At 61.3% G+C, this 21684-nt stretch carries 17 protein-coding genes and 1 tRNA gene; 9 read left to right on the top strand and 9 right to left on the bottom strand.

Annotated elements, in window-relative coordinates:
* The first annotated feature begins 846 nt into the window (after window positions 1-846).
* The 3 genes from BW14_RS00420 to BW14_RS00410 all read left to right on the top strand — a co-directional run bounded on the left by BW14_RS00420 (window position 847) and on the right by BW14_RS00410 (window position 2229).
* The gene (locus BW14_RS00420) at window positions 847-1068 is read left to right on the top strand and encodes a hypothetical protein (protein WP_241451160.1); all 222 of its coding nucleotides are present in this window, start codon (window positions 847-849) and stop codon (window positions 1066-1068) included.
* 5 nt (window positions 1069-1073) lie between these two features.
* The gene (locus BW14_RS00415; RefSeq protein ID WP_044088949.1) at window positions 1074-1361 is read left to right on the top strand and encodes a ribbon-helix-helix domain-containing protein; all 288 of its coding nucleotides are present in this window, start codon (window positions 1074-1076) and stop codon (window positions 1359-1361) included.
* Window positions 1362-1512: 151 nt separating this feature from the next.
* Complete coding sequence (locus BW14_RS00410) at window positions 1513-2229, top strand: hypothetical protein (protein WP_140489053.1); 717 nt, start codon at window positions 1513-1515, stop codon at window positions 2227-2229.
* Window positions 2230-2574: 345 nt separating this feature from the next.
* Here BW14_RS00410 and BW14_RS00405 read toward each other — a convergent pair whose 3' ends face one another.
* The 3 genes from BW14_RS00405 to serS form a co-directional block, all read right to left on the bottom strand.
* Window positions 2575-3831: an ISL3 family transposase gene (locus BW14_RS00405; protein ID WP_258186006.1), complete on the bottom strand. Its 1257-nt coding sequence runs from the start codon at window positions 3829-3831 to the stop codon at window positions 2575-2577.
* 183 nt (window positions 3832-4014) lie between these two features.
* A tRNA-Ser gene (locus tag BW14_RS00400) sits at window positions 4015-4099 on the bottom strand.
* A gap of 91 nt (window positions 4100-4190) precedes the next feature.
* Entirely contained in the window at window positions 4191-5477 is a 1287-nt protein-coding gene (gene serS, locus BW14_RS00395; protein WP_044088944.1) for a serine--tRNA ligase, read from the bottom strand.
* Between the two features lie 357 nt (window positions 5478-5834).
* On the opposite strand from serS, the gene BW14_RS00390 reads away from it, so the two are divergent.
* The gene (locus BW14_RS00390) at window positions 5835-7019 is read left to right on the top strand and encodes a diacylglycerol kinase family protein (RefSeq protein WP_181162256.1); all 1185 of its coding nucleotides are present in this window, start codon (window positions 5835-5837) and stop codon (window positions 7017-7019) included.
* A 62-nt stretch (window positions 7020-7081) separates the two neighbouring features.
* On the opposite strand, the gene BW14_RS00385 is transcribed toward BW14_RS00390, so the two are convergent.
* Genes BW14_RS00385 through BW14_RS00370 form a run of 4 tightly spaced genes read right to left on the bottom strand, consistent with a single transcriptional unit; the run spans window position 7082 to window position 12379 of the window.
* The gene (locus tag BW14_RS00385; RefSeq protein WP_258186005.1) at window positions 7082-8911 is read right to left on the bottom strand and encodes a phosphoenolpyruvate--protein phosphotransferase; all 1830 of its coding nucleotides are present in this window, start codon (window positions 8909-8911) and stop codon (window positions 7082-7084) included.
* A gap of 13 nt (window positions 8912-8924) precedes the next feature.
* A complete protein-coding gene (locus tag BW14_RS00380) occupies window positions 8925-9245 on the bottom strand; it encodes an HPr family phosphocarrier protein (RefSeq protein ID WP_140489051.1) in 321 nt (106 codons plus the stop codon).
* Complete coding sequence (locus BW14_RS00375) at window positions 9242-10213, bottom strand: PRD domain-containing protein (protein ID WP_140489050.1); 972 nt, start codon at window positions 10211-10213, stop codon at window positions 9242-9244. Before BW14_RS00375 ends, BW14_RS00380 begins: the two co-directional genes overlap by 4 nt.
* A gap of 45 nt (window positions 10214-10258) precedes the next feature.
* Window positions 10259-12379, bottom strand: a complete 2121-nt coding sequence (locus tag BW14_RS00370) for a glucose PTS transporter subunit IIA (RefSeq protein ID WP_140489056.1) — start codon at window positions 12377-12379, stop codon at window positions 10259-10261.
* Window positions 12380-12715: 336 nt separating this feature from the next.
* Between BW14_RS00370 and BW14_RS00365 the strand changes: the two genes are divergently transcribed.
* The 4 genes from BW14_RS00365 to rpiA all read left to right on the top strand — a co-directional run bounded on the left by BW14_RS00365 (window position 12716) and on the right by rpiA (window position 18872).
* Complete coding sequence (locus BW14_RS00365) at window positions 12716-14212, top strand: sugar porter family MFS transporter (RefSeq protein WP_140489049.1); 1497 nt, start codon at window positions 12716-12718, stop codon at window positions 14210-14212.
* Between the two features lie 326 nt (window positions 14213-14538).
* Window positions 14539-16215 (top strand): phosphoglucomutase (alpha-D-glucose-1,6-bisphosphate-dependent), encoded by a 1677-nt coding sequence (pgm, locus tag BW14_RS00360; RefSeq protein ID WP_140489048.1) that lies wholly within the window; start codon window positions 14539-14541, stop codon window positions 16213-16215.
* A 793-nt stretch (window positions 16216-17008) separates the two neighbouring features.
* Window positions 17009-17998: an RNase H family protein gene (locus BW14_RS00355; protein WP_375138424.1), complete on the top strand. Its 990-nt coding sequence runs from the start codon at window positions 17009-17011 to the stop codon at window positions 17996-17998.
* Between the two features lie 175 nt (window positions 17999-18173).
* Window positions 18174-18872 carry a ribose-5-phosphate isomerase RpiA gene (rpiA, locus tag BW14_RS00350; RefSeq protein ID WP_044089068.1) on the top strand — a complete coding sequence of 233 codons (699 nt, stop codon included), beginning with the start codon at window positions 18174-18176 and terminating at the stop codon, window positions 18870-18872.
* Window positions 18873-19122: 250 nt separating this feature from the next.
* On the opposite strand, the gene BW14_RS00345 is transcribed toward rpiA, so the two are convergent.
* Both BW14_RS00345 and BW14_RS00340 read right to left on the bottom strand, forming a co-directional pair.
* A complete protein-coding gene (locus tag BW14_RS00345; RefSeq protein ID WP_004268639.1) occupies window positions 19123-19212 on the bottom strand; it encodes a 30S ribosomal protein bS22 in 90 nt (29 codons plus the stop codon).
* Between the two features lie 220 nt (window positions 19213-19432).
* Window positions 19433-20059 (bottom strand): hypothetical protein, encoded by a 627-nt coding sequence (locus BW14_RS00340; protein WP_181161722.1) that lies wholly within the window; start codon window positions 20057-20059, stop codon window positions 19433-19435.
* A gap of 93 nt (window positions 20060-20152) precedes the next feature.
* Between BW14_RS00340 and radA the strand changes: the two genes are divergently transcribed.
* On the top strand, window positions 20153-21622 hold the full coding sequence (gene radA, locus BW14_RS00335) for a DNA repair protein RadA (RefSeq protein WP_140489046.1): 1470 nt from the start codon (window positions 20153-20155) through the stop codon (window positions 21620-21622).
* Window positions 21623-21684: the final 62 nt, after the last annotated feature.

The raw sequence follows: 21684 nt of genomic DNA, 5'->3' as shown, positions 1-21684 counted from the left end.
GGCAGCACATGGGTCGAAACATAAGTTATTCATGGCATCAGTTTATGTTTCGACCCATTCCGCACCCTCAAAATGGGACGAAACATAAACCGCAAACGTGTTTACCTTATGTTTCGACCCACACAGTCCAGTACGAGCGGATAGTTGAGGCACAGTTATGCAGCCAACTCGCTTACGAGGGGCTGATTTCCGCTTGCCGGAACATCCATCTGCGTTACGAGGGGCTGGCTTCCCCAAGCATCATGCATGACAACCGCATTGCGCCAACGCCATTCAGCCATTCTGCGGCGTTGCAACTCCAGCGACCAGCCCCTCGTAACGCAGATAGACCTTCCCGACAGCCCAAATCAGCCCCTAGTAACGCAGAAACACAAACTAGTGGAGCCCTGAGGCCTTACGCAACAACGAGAAGGGGGTCTAGACAGATCATCTAGGTCCTCCTTGGTGGCGGACAGAGCGAGGGTCACCATTATATTGGCGTTCAGATATTGGAAACATTGGGTTTTCTAGCCATACAATAATGGGACGCACCACATCGCGCCCCATATCGTTCACTTGGCCCATCATCTCAACTCCACAGGAGTCGGGCAATTACCAGAACCGCTACAGGCGATTCTACCGGCAGGGGCAGCCAAATAACCACAGAGCATTTCTGAGAGAAGACCCAACAATGCTCGAAGCCCTCGCCCTCACACCCTACCAACGACCCCTTTTCTTTTCGTATACATAATGGTATTCTTTTCGTATACGAAACTCCAGAGAGGAGGTGTGATGACAATACTCGTACACCCAAGAGTGTTGCAGAAACGCCCCTGGCTGAACGAGAGAGAAATACTCTCCACTTGGATGGACGCCGCACGAATATTGCCCCGTCAGGGCGAATACGAGCCCAATCAGAAGATGGCCGTCGGATGGGACTGGCATGGACGGCTCACCGAACTCATCGCCTATGAAGGCGAAGAGGACAACGAGTGGATTATTTTCCACGTCGCGCCAGCACGCAAGAAGTTTCTGGCCGAGATGGGATTCTCGGACGCAGAGATACGACAACTCATCGGAAGGAGGTGACCAAGATGGCAGATTACAAGGCAAAAGGTGGAATCGAAATCACCGACGATATGATCGACCAGTGGGACGAGGACGCCGACAACGGCATCTTCCACGGCAAGCCCGGCAAGCTTGTCATCAACAAACCGCTGGGCCGTCCACCGCTTTACGAGGAGCCGATGGTTCCGATCACATTCCGTATACCAGAAAACGACGCGAACGCCCTGCGTGAGGCCGCCGAGCGCCGCGGCATCTCTTTCGCGGACATCATGCGTGAGGCGTGCCACCGGGAATTGGAACGGCAACACGCCTGAAAAAAAGACAACGCCATGTCCTCTCGAATCCGCTCAGTCCGAGAGGGCATCTTTTTTCGAGCCCACGATAGTATGGTGTCAAAACTATTCGATGAGGGCGGCAGTGATGTGTGGATTGACTGATACCGTGCGGTGGAGAGCTGAGCGAAGCGTGAAAGCGGTGTTGGTCAGCGGGGTGCCGCTTGATGACGTGGTGAAGGCCACTCTGTTGACCAAGCTCATCCCCTGCGGCATATCCGACAAGGGCATCGAGTGGTCCTGGACACAGGAATGGACCTCTCGCACCAGCACTGACCATGATCCATCGGTTCGGGATTTCGTGAAGGACAACGCCACTGAGAGCAAGACGACGTCCCGGCAGCAGCTTGAAACACTCCTCCATGCACTGCATCGCAAAACCACCTCTGATAACCCGCAGTGGGTCGGAGTCGTAGACGAGAAGATCATCGACTTCGTCTGTCTGGACATCCCCGCCGTCAAACCTTCCAATGACTGGCAGGTTGTTTTCTCCCGCGCATATATGCATGCGTTCTGCCGTGTGTGGGAATCCGCCCGCAAGGACGACGGACGTACAGCCTCGACTCGCTTCAGAGACCTTGGATCCTATCTCGCCTCGCACCTGTACGCGGTCGGGCAGATCACCGCCTTGCGTCGCACATTGAAGAAGACCGGGCAGCTTGAAGAAAGAAGGCTGCTGCAGGAGTTCTGGACGGAGCGCATACACAGGTATGATCAATGGCTCGGCTTCGCCATCGGGTCGACCTATGAGCCGGAATGGTATGCCGCCGCCCAGTCCGGCGACATCGATGCATACTGGCGGTCAATCAACGATACACAGCGCATACCCAAAATCAATCAGGAAAGATAGCCCAGCATCTCCGGGGAACCTTATCTTATTCCCCTTGTCCGTCTGCGTTGACGGATGTGTTGATGCTGATGCTGTGCGCTCATCGATTGCTTGACCGCCCGTAATTCTTCAAGCTTTTTGGCGGCTAGCGCGACTCTAGCCTCACGCACTCGCAATTCGTAGACGAAATCATCCGGCTTGGGCACTCCCCTCTTCGACAATCGGGTTAAGAACTCGGACAGAGACTGATATTCATCATATTCTGCAGCAAATCTCTCTTCGGCGCGGGCGATTGCTTCATTGATACCACTGCTCTGAAGTCGTTCAGACGATTCTCTTTTTTGAGGCTTGTGCTGTTTTCGTGGGTTAGTTGGTGGGCTTTGGTAGTCGGATGTCGAGGCCGCCGCATCGGAGCATGATCAGGCTGATGAGGTTGTCGACGTGGTGGAAGCCGTAGGCCATGCGGATGGTGACCTTGATCCTGTTGTCGGACGCCTCGAGCCTGGCGTTGGAGTACCCGAGTTCGATGGTGCGCAGGATGTCGGGCCGCCGTCTGCGGATCTTTTGGGAGAGTTCGGCGATTTCGGGGATGCGGCTGTGGGACGCCCAGAACACCCAGCGTTTGAGTTCCGCGGTGGCCTGTCCGATGGGGTGTTTGAGCAGGTTCCTCAACAGTTCCTTGAGCTGCCAGGCGCGGTAGAGCTGTCCCTTGGGATCCGTGTTTCCCAATGCGGTGAGGGATTCGTCCTGACGGTCGGTCAATTGGTCGGGGTTCTTCAGGACCGCGTATTTGACGCCGCGCATGCGCTTGACGCCCTCCTGGTCGCCGCCGCGCCTCGCATCGTTCCACAGGCGCTTCCTCACCTTGTCGAGCGCGTCGGTCATCCAGCTGACGATGTGGAACCCGTCGAGCACGCGCTCCGCCTGCGGGCACCATTCGTGCACGCACGAGTCGATCCACTTCGCCCCGTCGCCGGTCACCACCTTGATGGACGCCTTCTGCTTGTCGGTGAGCTGCTTGAAGAACAGGTCGAACACGTCCCTGCCGTATCCGTCGTGCGCCCATATCACCCGGTGTCGTTCGTGGTCGACGACGACGGTCAGATACGTGTGGCCCTTGCGGTAGCTGGTCTCGTCCACGCCGATCGACGTGAGACCGTCGAACGGCGAGGGCATGGTCTCCTTGAGTCGTCCGGCGACCCTATGGGCGATCTGGCCCGCGGTGCGCCACGCGATGTGCAGGAACCCGCTGACCGTCTTCTGGTTGGCGACCGTCATCAGCCACGCGCACTCCGCCTCGAAATCCCTAGTGAACCGGCTCCCCGGCTCCGCCCACGGCACGGATGCGACCACGACGCCGCACCCGGGGCAGTCCACCCTGGGCATCGACGCGACCAGCTCGACCCGCCAGCAGCCGAAATCCTGGTGACGCCATCGGCGCACCCCGCCGCCACGGTCATAGCCCGGGCGTTTCCGCCCGCACCTCGAACACCTGAGCATGCCCGCGCGCGGACGCACCCGGACCTCGAGCACGGGCTCTGGGCGCATGGGCCCGTCGACGATCCTTGCGGACTCGACGACCATGCCTTTGACGTTGAGAAGACGTTTGAATATGCTGTTCATCAGGCGCTTTGCGGTTGTGTGTTTATCTTGGTCGAAAACATCCTAACCAAAAAGCGCTCTTCTCTTACCGGTTCAACGCCTCACCGGCAAACAACCACCCACAAAAACAGCAATAGCGCTTGAAATTACAGGCATTTCGACATGAAAAAAGGGTTTCAGGCAATTGCCTGAAACCCTTGGTAGCGGACAGAGCGAGATTCGAACTCGCGGAGGGTTGCCCCTCAACGGTTTTCAAGACCGTCTCTTTAGACCGCTCAGACATCTGTCCTTGCGCGCAATGCCATCAAGCAAAAACGCACGACATTACATTATACATACGGTCACGAAAACCGCCGCACATTGGCGACATGCCTGACGAATCAGGCTTCCCACTTGGTCGGCTCGATGACCTCGCGGCCGCCCATGTAGGGGCGCATGGCCTTCGGGATCTCGATGGAGCCGTCCTTCTGCTGATGGTTCTCGAGGATGGCGACCAGCCAACGGGTGGTGGCCAGCGTGCCGTTGAGCGTGGAGACCGGACGGGTGGAACCGTCTTCCGTGCGCTCGCGGATGTTGAGACGGCGAGCCTGGTACTCGGTGCAGTTGGAGGTGGAGGTGAGCTCGCGGTAGCGGCCCTGGGTCGGCACCCATGCCTCGCAGTCGAACTTGCGGGCGGCGGAGGAACCAAGGTCGCCGGCGGCGGTGTCGATGATGCGGTAGGGCACCTCGACCTTGGCGAGCATCTCCTGCTCCATCTCCAGCAGGTGCTGGTGCTCGGCGTAGGAGTTCTCCTGCTTCGCGTACACGAACATCTCGACCTTGTCGAACTGGTGCACGCGGATGATGCCGGACGTATCCTTGCCGGCGGCACCGGCTTCGCGGCGGTAGCAGGACGACCAGCCGCAGTAACGCAGCGGACCATCAGACAGGTCGAGGATCTCGTTCTCGTGCATGCCGGCGAGCGCCACTTCGGACGTGCCGACTAGGTACTGATCGTCGGGTTCACGCAGGCGGTAGATCTCATCGGCGTGGGAGTTGAGGAAACCGGTGCCGGCCATGACCTCGGGACGCACCAGCGTCGGGGTGATGGCGAGCACGAAGCCGTGCTGCTCCGCCTGGTCGACGGCCATGGTCAGCATGGCAATTTGCATGCGCGCAACCGCGCCGCGCAGGAAGTAGAAGCGGGAGCCGCCGACCTTGACGCCACGACGCATGTCGATGCCCGCGACCTCGGTGCCAAGCGTCAGATGGTCCTTCGGCTCGAAGCCCTCGGCCGCGAAATCGCGGATCTGGCCGACCTTCTTGACCACGACATAGTCATCCTCGCCGCCTTCCGGAGCCTCCGGCTCGACGATGTTGGACAGCTTCCACATGGCGGTGGTGTATTCCTCGGCCGCGGAATCGGCCTCCGCCTTGTACTCGGCGACCTTGGCGGCCAGCTCCTTGGTCTGGGCAATAAGCTTGGCCTTCTCGTCGGCGGGCGCAGCGGCCACCTTCTTGCCGATTTCCTTCTGCTGGGCGCGGGCCTCCTCGAAGGCCTTCAGCGATTCACGACGGGTGGTGTCGGAGGAGAGCACCTCATCGACGAGTTCCACGGACTCGCCGCGCTTACGCTGGGATTCCTTGACGATATCGGCGTGTTCACGAATGAATTGAATATCAAGCATGCGCCTAACACTACCGTCGCAAGCCGACACGCGGCATGCACAAGCAAGCCCGAACCGGCATTCGTATCGAATGCCGGAAGCACCCCCGGAAACGCCACCTGCACCGCTGTGACATACAGCCCGAACAGCGAACGAATGAAATGTCACCCCACACCCCAGCCGAACCGCACAAGCAATTTGGCCGAATGGCCTTGAGTGCGTCGCGCATCATGCATGCCGTCTGCCCGCGAACAACCGCAAACTCCACCGCGACAAACCATCACGAGAGCAGCCCCTGCCGCGCATGACGTGCACAAACTGTTCATGTTCACGCATCTTGCGCCGCTTATTCCCACGGTCACGCTAACAATAGGAGTCATGTCTCAGCCTGTCGTCACCGCGCTCATCGTCGCCGTTGTTATCCTCGTGATCGTGGCCATAGCCGCCGTAGCACTCGTGTTGCGAGCGCGACGCCGCCGCAAATTGGCGGAATCATTGGAGAAACGTCGTGACGACGAGGTGCAGTACGCCTTCGTGATCAACCCCTCCAAACCGCAGGCGGCGACGCAGCGGTTGCATATCCAGGAGTTCTGCCGCTCCAAAGGCCTGAACCGTATTCGTTTCTATGACACGCAGCTCGACAAGGATGGCCGCGCATGTGCCAAGGAGGCACTGGCGGACGGCGCCGACGTGGTCATCGCGGTGGGTGGCGACGGCACGGTACGCACTGTCGCCAGCGCGGTCTCCGGCACCGGCCATGCGTTGGGCATCATCCCCATCGGCACCGGCAACCTGTTCGCCCGCAACATGGGCATTCCCGTGGATGATGTCGATGCCGCGCTCACCGTGGCCACATCCCACGGCTCGCGTCTGGTGGATATGGGGCGACTCTGGCTGCTTGACCATCCGGAGGACGACCACGGGCACGCGTTCCTCATCATCGCCGGCATCGGCTTCGACGCGGCCATGATCGACGACACCGATCCCGCACTGAAAGCCAATATCAGCTGGCTCGCCTATTTCGTGGGCGGGTTCAAGAACCTGTTCGCCCCAAAATACCGAGCCAATCTGACCATCACCAGCCCCGATGGCTCCTCACATTCCATCCGCAATCTCGACTTCCGTACGATCATGGCCGGCAATTGCGGCCAGATTCCCGTCTTTTCGCTGATGCCGGCCGCCTCATATGACGACGGTATCCTCGATTTCGAGGTCATCGACACCACCGGCGGCATCCTGGGCTGGGCGAATCTGTTCGGCGACGTGGTGCATCAGACGCTGACCGGCAAGCCCGAGCAGAACCCGCTGTCCACGAACTCGACGGTGGAGCAGATACAGGGGCTTACCGCTGAAATCACACTGGAGAAGCCGGCCAAGGCGCAGGTGGACGGCGACATGTTGCCGGAGACCCGTCATATCCGGTTCTCCGTGGACCGTCGTGCGCTTATCGTGCGCGTCCCGGCGTCCACGCTCTCCTCTCTGGAGAAGACCGCGCAAGTGGCGGCGGCGAACGCCACGGCCGATTTCGCCGAAACCACCGCGCTGCTGGAGCCGATCCGCTGAAAATCCCATATCAGCGTCCCGCGAGCGCTCCACTTGCGCCTTCCGCGGTTAAACCGTCGAAGTCACAGCACATCACGCAGCCTGCTGTCGGCGAGCGACAGCGCGGATTGACGGGCTTCCACCGCCGAACGCGCGTCGAGCGCGGCTTGTGCCATACGCCGGCAATCAGCCAGACTGTGCAGCCGCAACGCGGACCGTACAGCGGCCGCTTTCCGCCATGCCATCGACAGCGATCGTATGCCGAATCCCACAAACACCAATGCCAGCAGAGGATCGCCCGCAGCTTCGCCGCATACGCTAATCGGTTTTCCGGCTGCCAGACCGCCCTCGACGGCTATCCGCATCATGCGCAGCAGGGCGGGCTGCCATGGGTCGAGCAGGCCGGACAGGCTACCATCCAGCCGGTCGGCGGCCATCGTGTACTGCATCAGATCGTTAGTGCCTATAGACGCGAAATCCGCCACTGCGAGCAATGACGCGGCTTGTACGGCGGCAGCCGGCGTTTCGATCATGATGCCGGCATGCGGCAGCCCGGCTGCATGTGCTTTGTCCACGAACCATTTCGTCTCCTGCATGGTCGTGACCATCGGGGCCATCACCTTCAGACTGTGCCCCGAAATACTGTGCCCCGAGGCCCGATATGCGTTGGCGAGCGCCGCGAGCTGCGTATCGAGAAGGTCCTCGCGCAGCATGCCCAGGCGGATGCCCCGCACACCGAGCGCCGGATTGGTCACGGCCGGCGTTTCGTTACCGCCGATTCGCGCGAAGGCAAGCGGTTTATCGGCACCGGCGTCGAATGTGCGAACCACCACCGGACGGCCGCCGAACGCTTGGACTGCCCGGGCATACGCTGCGGTCTGCTCCGCCTCCGTTGGTGCCTGCGAACGGTTCAGAAACAGGAATTCACTACGCAGCAAGCCGATGCCATCTACGCCGGCTCGGGCGGCCTCCTCCGCTTCGGCCGGAGTGCCGACGTTGGCGTTCAGCAGTATCCGACATCCATCAGCGGTCATGGCGAAGGTGGCGGCAGCATCACCAGCGGCAGCATCACCAACGGTGCCGGCCGCAGCGATGCCGGCCGCAGTACCGTCAGCGGCACCGGACGCACTGTCGTGGAGCAACGCCTTCCGCCGGGCGGCGCGTCCGGCGGCACGATCGAGGTCGGCGGCATCGGGATTGATAATCACCTCTCCGGTGCCACCGTCAAGAACGATCCGTCCATCATCGGCTGCCGATTCCAGTACGCCATGCACCCTCACCACTGCCGGGATGCCGCGTTCGGCGGCCAGAATGGCGGTATGGCCGGTCGCTCCTCCCTCTTCCAGCACCAGTCCGCGTACTACAGCAGGGTCCAATGCGGCGGCATCGGCGGGTGACAGGTCTCGGGCGACGAGAATCACCGGGATGTCGCACATGGCATCACGATGGAGCCCTGCGCCCGGCAATCCCCGCAACTCGGCGATGATACGGTTTCGGATGTCGTTGAGATCGGTGATTCGTTCGGCCATCATACCGCCGGCCTTGCCGAAACGCTCGATGTATTCGTCCACGGCGTTGGCCACAGCATGAGTCACGCCATCGCCGGCCGACAGGTGCTTCATGATGGCTTTGTCCAAGCCGCGATCCTCCGTCAATCGCGCGTTGGCCGCGAGCATGGCACGGGTCGTATCATCGGCGGCCTGAAGGGACCGTTCCCTCAACGTGGCAGCGACGGCGGCCATCGCCGCGCGCACACGTATCATGTCCGACTGTGGATCCGCGCAGGCCAGCTCCCCCTCGTCAACGCCGGGCGGCTCATGCATCAGTCGTACGCGGCCGCTGGTCACACCGGAGGAAACCCCGATGCCCCGCAAAACACGACGATCGTCGCCATTCATCTGTGCGCCCGACATCAGAAGACTCCCATCAGACTCCATCAGCCGCATCGAAATCATGGGCGAGCAGCGCGGCGAGCTCGTCCAGTTTCGCCTCAATAGCCTCGACGGCATCATCTGCGGCACTCGCTCCGCCCGCACTGGCTTCCTCCTCGTCGACGCCGATGGTCACCGTCTCCCCTCCGGCGATGCCGAGCGCCATGATGTCCAACGCACTGGCAGCATCCGCTTCCTCGCCGCCATGCCGCAACACCACGTCGAGCCCGGTCTGTTCCACGGCAGTGGCGAACATGGCAGCCGGACGCGCATGCAGCCCCATGGCGCTGCCTACCGTTACCGTTCGGGTGATCATCGCGCCTCCTGCCTGGGATTATTCTGCTTGTGATTATTCTGCTTGCGATTGGGCTGTCTGTAATCGGCCAAGCTGCCCTCGGCTTGTCTGCCACCGGCATGGCTCCCGTCATCCGGCACGGCGACGGCCCGCTCTGCGTCGGCGGTGACTCGGGCCACATGCATCGCCAGATAGGCGACTTCGTCCTCGCTGATATCCGCGTCGAGCCGCAGCTCCAGCAAGGATCGGATGGTGCTCGCGCAACGTATGGCCTTGGGGTAGGCGGCACGGATCGCCTCGATGATGGGCGCCGGCTCACCATCCAGCTGACGGTGCTGGTGCACTCGGATGAACAGGTAGCGCAGATGGGTAATGAATCGACCCACGTTCACCGACTCACGATCCAACACCAGCCCGTACGTCTTCTCGATGATGTCCAGCATTTGCTGAATGACGCCGGTCATCGTATAGGTGTAGGTCAGGTCGCCGGTGGCGAACCCGGCATTCACCAGATGCATGGCCAGCGAGGTCGCCTCGCCATCTGGCAAAGGTGCGTCAAGCCGAGAGTTGATTGCGGCGAGCAGCGACCGCCCCTGCTCATACTCACGCGGATAGAGGTTGCGCACCTCACCAATCAGCGGGTAGGCCACATCGATGCCACGCCGTCGCCGTTCAACCGCGCCGGCGATATGGTCGGAGAGCGCCAACACCAACGTGGCGCTTGCGCTCTGATGCTCGTCCAGGCCGGTCTCCTTCATGGCGTCGACCACCAGGCGAATGGTTTCCGGAGCGATGCCCGCAATCATCTGCGCGAGATGGTCCGGGTCCCGCCCGTCCGACGGCACGAACGTCCGCACGATCTTCGATTCATCCACCGATTGGCCCGGTCTGGCTTGGAATCCCAAGCCACGGCCCGTGAGAATCACTTCACCGTCGTTACCGTCTTTGGCCAACACGACGTTGTTGTTGAAGACCCTCAGTATCTCCATGGCATCCTCCTTTCACCGTCTGCATCGTCTTCCCCGGCATCTTTGTCACCGCTCTACATCGATGATAGGGTCACCGACCCGCACGGCTCTGGTCTGACGCTCCGACATGTCGGATTCCCCTTGGCTCAGGTTTCCCCTGCCGAGTGGCGTCCCGCTCGCGGGGACGGTCAGCAATGGCGTGACCGACGTCATCGCAGCGCTGTTCACCACGGTCACAACAACCACCATGCTGCGGCCGGACTCGGCAACCGCATGGCAATCGACCTGCATCACCGGCTCACCCTCCTGCACTGCATCGCCTTTGCCTACCTGCAGCACGAAACTTTCACCATCCATATCGGCCGTGTCCAAACCGACGTGCACCAACACCTCGACGTTGTCATCGGTTTTGATGCCGAATGCATGCCCCGTTCTGGACACGGTTTTCAGCATACCGGCAACGGGCGCGCATACCGTCATCATGCCGTCGCGCTCACTCGGCATCACACCGATGCCTTCGCCCAACGCCTTGGAGGCGAATACCGGGTCACCAATGGTATCCAGACCAATCAGCGTGCCGTCCACCGGCGCAAGTACGGCATGGGAGGACTCCGTCTCGGATGTTCCCGCATCCGCATCAGCCGACACGGCACCGTTTGATGTCTCGCTCGGCACCAGAGCATCCGGCAACGGCGCGTCATGCACGGCGTCATCGGCAGACCGGCCCGGTTTCGCAGAGGACACGGCGCACTGCGGGGTGCGGTAATCGAATACGACCACCAGCGTCATCGCCACCACGAACGCAATCGCGATGGACGACGCATATACCCACGCCCGGTCGAACACGGGAATCGTCAATAACGACGAGAAAGCGAAGGCAGTGGTCGTCACCCCATGCACGGTCTGGCCGTCCGGCAGCACGGAGGGGAACAGGCCTCCCAGCACCGCACTGGACACGCCTCCGGCCGCGCACCCGGCAAGCAGCCACCGATAGATGCGGCGATGCTGCAGATGAATACCGTACAGGCTGAGTTCCGAGACACCGCCCAGCAGCCCCGCCAGCAGAGCGCTCAGCGCAGTCTGGCGCATGGCCGAATCCCGGTCGCGGACGGCGAGCGCCAACACGCCCGCCGTCGCTCCGAAGCACGCAAAGTTCCATACGCCCATCGGACCTTGCACGAAGTCATATCCCAGTGTCTGAATATTCACGAGCATCAGGGCGTTCAACGGCCAATGCAGTCCCAACGGCACCAAAAACGGGTACAGCATCGGGATAAGCAGCGCGAACAGGAACGGCACATGCGCGTCCAGCCAGGCCGTGCCTGCGCTCAACCCATCGCCGATCCACACGCCGAAAGGACCGATGAGCAGCACCGTGAGCAGATAGACGGACACCAGCGAAAGGAATGGCACGAACACCAGCTGCACGCTGCCGGCAATCACCCGTGCAAGCCCGTGATATACCATTGCGAGCGCGACGGCCATCAGCAACGGCACGATGATGTTCCCGCCATAGTCGCGGATCGGAAGGACCACGCCGAACACGGTGATCCCGCCAGTGATTCCGGCGAGGCGCGGCGCCATCAAGGCCGCCATGATCGCGCCGCCAAGCCACGGGTCGACATTGAGCTTGCGGGAGGCGTTGTAGGCGATCATCACCGGAAGCAGCATGAACATGCCCTCCCATATCGCCTTCAGCAGATTCCATTCCTGTGCGGCGCCACCAGCCGGCATACCGCCGAACGCCACCATCACATTGGCCAGGGCTATGACCATCGACGCGCCGAGCAACACTCCAAGCAACGGGCGGAATGCGTCGGATATGTAATCAAACACGGCGCCCGCCCATGCGCGCGCGGACTTCGGCCAATGGCGATGCGCAGGCATGCCGGTCGCCGAGGTGCCTGCTGCCGGGGTACTGGTCGAGCCCAGTATGGCCACGACCGCCTCATACACCGATGCCACGGCACCGCCGATGACGATCTGGCAACGTCCGCCGGGACGGGAGAACGCACCCAGCACCCCATCGATGGCCTCAATGCGGGCGAAGTCAGCCTTCCGTTCGTCTGCGAGCGCGATGCGCAGACGTGTGGCGCAATGCGTGACCTCACGGATATTGTCTGGACCGCCGAGGGCTTCGACTATCCGCATCGCCATCGACGTATTTCCCACGGCCACTCCTCTCATGGTTGTCGCCATTGTCTCGCATACGCCATCACAGTATCGCGCTTCGGAGTGTCGCGGTCGAAAACGTCGTATTCTATGTTTCACACACGTTGCGTAGCAGGGTTGTTACTTGGAAACGAGGCAAGACCTGGAGCGATGTGGAATTTGCGTATCCTATGGGCTGTTGTCCATGGCGATACACCGGTTCCACATTGTTCCAGGTCTTTTTTGTTGCCCAAGTACATCGATGATGTGCTCCTGCGCGCAGCACACAACGCCGCAGACGCGCGGCACGGCGCGACATGACGCGCAGCCGCGGACGCAAGCACTGTCAATGACGATGAAAGGAACAGGACAATGACGACGGCAGCATCATCACCCACATCGGCCCAGACCACGGCAGACGCGACCAACGCCGTGGCGAGCAAAGCAGCAAGCGAGGCGGCGAACGCGATCGAAGCGATAGAGGCCATGGAATCCCGCGGCTTCTCGTCTCGATTCCCGCTCAACAGCTCGTTCATCTTCACGTTCGGCGCGCTGGGCGGCATGCTGTTCGGCTTCGATACCGGCATCATCTCCGGCGCCTCCCCGCTCATCGAATCCGACTTCGCACTGAGCGTCTCCCAGACCGGTTTCATCACTTCGTCCGTGCTGATCGGCTCGTGCGCCGGCGCACTGTCCATCGGCGCGCTGTCCGACCGGTTCGGCCGCAAGAAGCTGCTCATCGTGTCCGCCATCCTGTTCCTGATCGGTTCGGGCATGTGCGCCTCGGCCACCGGCTTCCTGATGATGGTCGCCGCGCGCATCATCCTCGGCCTCGCCGTCGGCGCGGCGTCCGCACTGACACCGGCCTACCTCGCCGAGCTCGCGCCGAAGGAGCACCGCGGTTCACTGTCCACGCTGTTCCAGCTCATGATCACCTTCGGCATCCTGCTCGCCTACGCCTCCAACCTCGGTTTCCTCGGCCACAACCTGCTCGGCATGCGCGATTGGCGCTGGATGCTCGGCTCCGCACTGGTGCCGGCGGCTCTGCTGCTGATCGGCGGCATCCTGCTGCCGGAGTCCCCGCGCTACCTGGTGAACAAGGGCGACGAGCGCAACGCGTTCAAGGTGCTCACCCTCATCCGCAAGGAGGTCGACCAGACGCAGGTGCAGCTCGAGCTTGACGAAATCAAGGCCGTGGCCGCGCAGGACACCAAGGGCGGCGTGCGCGAACTGTTCCGTATTGCGCGTCCGGCGCTGGTGGCCGCCGTGGGCATCATGCTCTTCCAGCAGCTCGTGGGCATCAACTCGGTCATCTATTTCCTGCCGCAGGTGTTCATCAAGGGCTTCGGCTTCCCTGAAAACGATGCGATCTGGGTATCCGTGGGCATCGGCGTGGTGAACTTCGTCTCCACCATCGTGGCCACGCTGATCATGGACAAGTTCCCGCGCAAGACGATGCTGATCTTCGGCTCCGTGGTGATGACCGTTTCGCTCGCCATTCTCGCCGTGATGAACTTCGTGGGCGACGTGGCCGTGCTCGCCATTCCGACCATGATCCTCATCGCCTTCTACATCCTCGGTTTCGCCATCTCCTGGGGTCCGATCGCATGGGTGCTCATCGGCGAGATCTTCCCGCTGTCGGTGCGTGGCATCGGCTCCTCCTTCGGCTCGGCGGCCAACTGGCTGGGCAACTTCGTCGTCTCCCAGTTCTTCCTCATGCTGCTTGCCGCATTCGGCAACAACGTGGGTGGCCCATTCGCCATCTTCGGCGTGTTCTCGCTGCTGTCCATCCCGTTCGTCATGCGGTTCGTGCCGGAGACCAAGGGCAAGTCGCTGGAGGAGATCGAAGCGGAGATGACCCGCCGTTGACGGTCGCGATGACTGCAGTGATCGTTCCGATGATGCGTTGAGGCAATGGCCGACGTTCGCGATTCCGCGGCGTCGGCCATTCCCATAAAGCAGCTTTTCCAATGCTGGCGTGTAACGACCGCGCGGTTTCACCGGCCATAAGCCAGTTATCTGCAGTCAATCATGCGATTCCATGCCTCAAGCATGTCCCGCGCAGCGCCCAGGAACCCAACGAGATATGAATTTTGGCCAAACAGCAGGCAAGATTCTTCCTTTTTCGCACAAAAGCGGACAACTCTTAACATAAATCCACGCAAAACTGCGGAAAACGTGGCAGAATAAGAGGCATGGTAGCAACAAATGCGGGTCTTCCCGCCACCCCAGCAGATCTGATTGACGTCGATGAGGTCATCGGCAAGTACTATGACCTCGTCCCCGATCCCTCCGTCCCCGAGCAGCGTGTCATCTTCGGCACCTCCGGCCACCGTGGATCGTCCCTGAAGACCTCGTTCAACGAGGCCCACATCATCGCCATCTCCCAGGCCATCGCCGAATACCGCAAGAAGGCCGGCGTGACCGGCCCGCTGTACCTCGGCTCCGACACCCACGCGCTCTCCGGCCCGGCCAAGAAGACCGCCATCGAGGTGCTGGTCGCCAACGGCGTGCACGTGCGCATCGACTCCCGCGACGACTTCGTGCCCACCCCTGTAGTCTCCCAGGCCATCCTGACCCACAACCGTGCGGCTGACGGCACCCAGCGCTTCGAGGGCGAAGGTCTGGCCGACGGCATCGTCGTCACCCCGTCCCACAACCCGCCCACCGACGGTGGCTTCAAGTACGACCCCGTCACCGGCGGTCCGGCTCCGGCCGAAACCACCAACGCCATCGCCGCCCGCGCCAACGAGCTGCTCGGCGACTACAAGTCGGTCAAGCGCGTGCCCTACGAGGAGGCCATCAAGTCCGAGTACGTCGAGGGCTTCGACTTCCGCGAGCACTACGTCGACGATCTGGCGAACGTCATCGACTTCGACGTGATCCGCAACTCCGGCGTGCGTCTGGGCATCGACCCGCTGGGCGGCGCCTCCGTGAACTACTGGCCGCTCATCAACGAGAAGTACGGCCTGAACATCGGCGTGGTGCGTCCTGAGGTCGACCCGACCTGGCGCTTCATGACCATCGACCACGACGGCAAGATCCGCATGGACCCCTCCTCCCCGTACGCGATGAAGGGCCTGGTCGACCAGCTCAACGCCGGCGCTTGGGACAAGTACGATCTGGTCGGCGGCACCGACCCGGACGCTGACCGTCACGGCATCGTCTGCCCGAACTGGGGCGTGATGAACCCGAACCACTACATCGCCGTGGTCGTTGAGTACCTGTTCGGCGGCAATCGTCCGGATTGGCCGAAGGGCGCCGGCATCGGCAAGACGCTGGTCTCCTCCTCCCTGATTGACCGCGTGGCCGCTTCCATCAACGCCAAGCTGGTCGAGGTTCCGGTCGGTTTCAAGTGGTTCGTCGACCCGCTGTTCACCGGCGAGGTGGCGTTCGGCGGCGAGGAGAGCTCCGGCATGAGCTTCCTGCGCAAGGACGGCCGCGTGTGGACCACCGACAAGGATGGTCTGATTCCCGACCTGCTAGCCGCGGAAATCACCGCCAAGACCGGCAAGAACCCGGCCGAGCTGCACAAGGGCCAGGTGGCACGCTTCGGCGAGTCCTGGTACAAGCGTGTGGACACCCCGACCACCCTTGAGCAGAAGCAGAAGTTCGCCAAGCTCACCGGCGACGACGTGACCGCCACCCAGCTCGCCGGCGAGGACATCACCGCCAAGCTGACCGAGGCCCCGGGCAACCACGCCAAGATCGGCGGCCTGAAGGTCACCACCAAGGACAACTGGTTCGCCGCCCGTCCTTCCGGCACCGAGAACATCTACAAGGTGTACGCCGAGTCCTTCGAGAGCCCTGAGGCTCTGGACAAGGTGCTCGACGAGGCCAAGCTCGTGGTCGACAAGGCCCTGAGCGAGTGATTCTGCAGCTCCTTGACTGACACCAAACAACAGTGGGGCGTTCGGACTGGGTTCCGAACGCCCCACTGTTTTTCTTGGTCGATGAACATTCCATCTCCTCTTTCTCCAACCAACGGCTTAACCACGAACCATCACCCGCGAAAACAGCAATATCGCCCTTATATTCCCCACGGGCACGTAGTCTGGAGTGCATGACTGAACTTATTGCGGCAACCACAGGCGCACGCGAAGGGGCCATTCGGATTGCACAACAGGAGGCACACCAATGACCATCACCGTATCCACAGACGGATCCGCCCTCGGCAATCCGAAAGCTGAGCCGTATAACGGGCAGCCCAGTGGGCTGACCGTAGGCGAAGTGAGCGTGCGCACCACAGGCGCACGCGAAGGGGCCATTCGGATTGCACAACAGGAGACACACCAATGACCATCACCATATCCACAGACGGATCCGCCCTCGGCAATCCGAAAGCTGAGCCGTATAACGGGCAGCCCAGTGGGCTGACCGTAGGCGAAGTGAGCGTGCGCACCACAGGCGCACGCGAAGGGGCCATTCGGATTGCACAACAGGAGACACACCAATGACCATCACCATATCCACAGACGGATCCGCCCTCGGCAATCCGAAAGCTGAGCCGTATAACGGGCAGCCCAGTGGGCTGACCGTAGGCGAAGTGAGCGTGCGCACCACAGGCGCACGCGAAGGGGCCATTCGGATTGCACAACAGGAGACACACCAATGACCATCACCATATCCACAGACGGATCCGCCCTCGGCAATCCGAATGGCCCCATGGGCTGGGCCTGGGCCGACCACGACAAGAATGCGGGCGGCACACCCGGCCATGAACACGATGAGCATGGCTATGACGCGGGCGGCGCCACGAACGGCACCAATCAAATCGGCGAACTGTGCGCGGTGCTGGAGGCGCTGCGCGCGCACCCCGGCGAGGAGCCGCTGCTCATCGAGTCCGATTCGCAATATGCCATCAACTGCTCCACCACCTGGGTCAAGGGGTGGAAACGCAACGGCTGGAAGAACTCGCAGAAGAAGCCGGTGAAGAATGTGGAGCTCATCAAGGCCATCGATGCCGAAATCTCCAAGCGCCCCGGGCCCGTGAACTTCAAGTGGGTCAAAGGTCACGCCGGCAACGAGGGCAACGAATTGGTGGACGAGCTGGCCCGCACCTATGCCGGCGACTGCCGCTCCGGCGCGCGGGATGGCTATCTGCCGATCGAAGGGTGGCAATCGTTGCTGCATTCCGAATATGCGCACGGCACCGATGTACCACCGGATGTGCAACTGGTATTGGACGGCAGGGCCGATGCCTCGGCGTTGCGAAAGCCCGAACCGTCCAAGACGCATCCGCAATCGCACGAATCTCGTACCGGTATGGGTAAGACCTCCGGACGATCGCTCGTCGATATGCTGGCGGAGCCGGAGGGTGTGCCCGATTTCGATTTCGGCGAGCATGCCGACGACTCGCACGATGCGCAGCATGCCGAAGATCATTCGCTCGACTCTGTGACACAACCGGATACAGATGCACGACCATCCGCGCAACCAGCGCAGCCTCGTCCATCCACCGTCCAGTCCGGGCAGCACAGCGCCACTCCCAGCGGACTGACGGTGTCCGGAACATTGGCTTTCTCCCCCGCCCCCAAGACAAGCCCGTATTTCAACGGCCAACCGTTGCCGATCTCCGGCACGATCGCCATCGAGGGTTACGTGGACGGCGACGGCAAGCTGACCATCACCAATGCACCGTTCTTCCGTCAATGACCACACAGGCATCGCAAACGGCACAATAAACGGTATCCCACATCACACAATCCGCACAAATACGCAGGGAAACGGACATGACGGCACAAATTCGCTCATGCGCGTTAGGATAAGAGAGCAAGCTGTGCACCGTTACACCTATACGGTTGAACCAAGGAAACAAAGGAGAAATCCCATGGACAAGGCTCAGCAGGACGCGCTGAAGAAGGCGGCTGGCATCGAGGCCGCCAAGCTCATTCAAGACGGCATGATCGCCGGTCTCGGCACCGGCTCCACCGTGAAGTTCCTGGTCGACGAACTCGGCCGCCGCCATCAGGAGGAAGGCCTCGAGTTCACCGGCGTGACCACCTCCCGCCGCACCCAGGCCCAGGCCGAAAGCTACGGCATCAAGATCGTGGACATCGACGACGTCGATCACATCGACATCACCATCGATGGCGCCGACGAAGTGGACAAGAACTTCAACGGCATCAAGGGCGGCGGCGCCGCCCTGCTGTGGGAGAAGATCGTGGCCACCAACTCCAACCAGATCGTCTGGATCGTCGATGAGTCCAAGGTGGTGGACACCATCGGCAAGTTCCCGCTGCCTGTCGAGGTGATTCCGTTCGGCGCCGGCCACGTGATCAAGAAGTTCGAGGCCAAGGGCTACAAGCCGGTGCTTCGTCTTGACGCCGACGGCAAGGAGGTGCGCACCGACGAGAACAACTTCGTGGTCGACCTGCACCTCGAGCGCATCGACCATCCGCAGGAGCTGGCCGAAGACCTCATCACCACGGTCGGCGTGGTGGAGCACGGACTGTTCCTCAACATGGTGGACAAGGTCATCGTGGGCGACCCGAACGGCCCGCGTGTGCTGACCAACGCCAACAAGTGACCTTTACGGCCTCTCTCAGTGATTGGCTGATTAGGTGCGACCATCAATCGCACCTATTCAGCCAATCACACCGACCGGATTCCACATCGGCCATCCCAAGACAAGCCGCTTTCGCAACGCAGATGCGCCCAGCGAAAGCGGCTTTGCATATCGGCGTCCATATGCCAGCAATCCGTGAAGCACGATGGAATACGAAAAACCCCGCATTCGTTGCGATTGCGGGGTTTTCATGCCTTGATTGCAGGTAAGACTACTTACGCTGGTGGCGGGTCTTACGCAGCAGTTTGCGGTGCTTCTTCTTGCTCATCCGCTTGCGGCGCTTCTTGATGACAGAACCCATCTGAAGCCTCCATTTCGATTAATCGTAAAAGTTGCAACTCGCACTATAGTACACGTGTTGCAAGACAGAGGGAACTCGTGTGCCGCACGGCGCTTCATCACCCGTTCACGCCGCGTTCACGCAAACTCACAGGACATGCCAAGCACCCACAGATACAACACAAGGCCGCCATCGAGGCAGCCTTGTCAACGCAATCGCATGTCCATTCACAGGTGGTGCATCACAGCGGGAACTTCTGATAGAACCGTTCCAGTGCCTGCTTGTCACCGCTCGCCTGAAACACCACCGTATCGTTCTGCCACGTGGCGACGGCCTTCTTGGCATCCGAAGGATTCGCCTTGACGGTGTATGAACCGGTGGTGTCGCCGGAGACCTTGACATTACCCGAAGCGAGCTCCTCACCGGTCTGCGCCGCCGCCAGAGCGTCATACTGCGTCTTGGCGTTATCCGCGGTGGACCATTGGGCGACCACCAGAGTAACGTCCTTGGCGCTGTCTCCGGTGGAATAGGTAACCGTGTATTCCTCAAGCGGAGAAGCACTGCTCCAAGAAGTCGTCGCCTCGGCCTTCGTGCGGGCGAAATTCAGCACGCTGTCCGGCATCGCCTTCAACAGCTCGCTGGCGTCATCCGGCAGGGCCGTGGAATCTATGGTCGGCTTGGTTGGCTCCTCCGCAGCGGCCTGCTGCTGCGTCGTCTGAGGAGCGCTGGCATCATCCTTCTTGATGGCCCAACCCGGCCATACGAACGCGGAAAGCACTGCCAGAATAATCACTACAGCGGCGGCAATCACCACGGCGATCAATTTGCCGTGGGATTGCGTCGTCGAAACAGTCTCGGAGTTGGTCATGGCCAAATTCTCTCACAGCCGCGTGACGCTTTTCCGTACCATCAGACAGGGAAAAAATTTACCGCTACCGAAATCCGGCGTTAGTGTGGAACCATGGCGAAGTCAATTGTGCATTACGTATGTTCCGAATGCGGGTGGAGCGGGTCGAAATGGTACGGCAAATGCCCCGAATGCGGGCAGTGGGGCACCGTGAAGGAGTTCCATGAAGCGAAAGCGGCCTCCGGTTCGCGAACAGCGGCACCGGGCCGTACATCACGCACGCCATCTGTAGCGGTTCCAAGCACCGCCCGTGCAGCCGCCAGGCCCATCACCGAGATCGGCACGGAGACGGTGTTGCGGCTTTCGACCGGATTCAGCGAATTCGACCGCGTGCTGGGCGGCGGCGTGGTGCCCGGATCGGTGACGCTTATCGCAGGCGAGCCTGGCATCGGCAAGTCGACACTGCTGCTGCAGACCGCAGGCAATGTGGCTCGCGCCGTTGCGCATCCCGATGCGTCCCGTTCCCGGGAAAGCAATGGCGGACAGGCGCAATCAGGCACCGTGCTGTATATTTCCGGCGAGGAATCGCAGGCGCAGGTTCGGCTGCGCGCCACACGAATCAACGCCGTAGAACAGAACCTGCTGCTGGCTTCGACGACCGACCTGTCCACAGTGCTCGGCCTAATCGAGCAGCATAGGCCGGCGTTGGCAATCGTGGATTCCGCGCAGACCATCGTCTCCCAGGAGGTCGATGGCATCTCAGGCGGTTCCACGCAGGTTCGCGAAGTGGCAAGCGCATTGATCGACACCGCCAAGACACTAGATATCCCGGTGTTCCTCGTTGGCCATGTCACCAAGGACGGCTCGATCGCCGGCCCCAGGACGCTGGAACATCTGGTGGATGTGGTCTGTCAGTTCGAAGGAGACAGCGAGACAGCGCTGCGCATGCTCAGAGCGATCAAGAACCGGTTCGGACCGACCGACGAGGTCGGTTGCTTCGATATGAGCGGCGAAGGCATCGAGGAAGTCACCGATCCTACAGGACTGTTCCTGTCCACCGGCGCAGGCCGGGACTCCGACACCGGTTCGGTGGACGGCACATGCATCACCTTCACTCTGGACGGGCACCGCAGCCTGCCCATCGAGGTGCAGGCGCTGGTTACGAAATCAGTGCTGCCGACACCACGGCGCGCGGTCAACGGCGTGGATCCAAGCCGCATCGCCATGTTGACGGCAGTGCTGTACCGTCACGGCGGCATCAATCTGCTCGCCAACGACCTGTATGTTTCCACGATTGCGGGCGGGAACGCCAAGGAGCCTTCCTGTGACCTCTCCATTGTGGGCGCATTGGCGAGCGCCGCAAAGAGCCGGCCGATATCGCGCACCACATGCGCCATCGGAGAGATATCCCTCACCGGGCAGATTCGTCCGGTACCCCGTTTGGAGCACCGTCTGCGCGAGGCGGCAAGACTGGGATTCACTGCGGCCGTGGTGCCGTCCATGCGCAAACGCTTTACCGTGCCGGGACTCGACGTCATCGAGGTCATCCATCTCAAGGATGCATTGGAGGCGCTCATGAAGTGACCGATTGACAGGCCGGCACGATGCCACGGTCCGCCAGCCGCGCATGGCGGCATCGGACGAAC

It is taken from the genome of Bifidobacterium sp. UTBIF-68 (genome assembly GCF_006408855.1).
GTDB classification, from domain to species: Bacteria; Actinomycetota; Actinomycetes; order Actinomycetales; family Bifidobacteriaceae; genus Bifidobacterium; species Bifidobacterium reuteri.
Note: the sequence above shows the minus strand (reverse complement) of the source record. Positions and strands in the feature narration are given on the sequence as shown.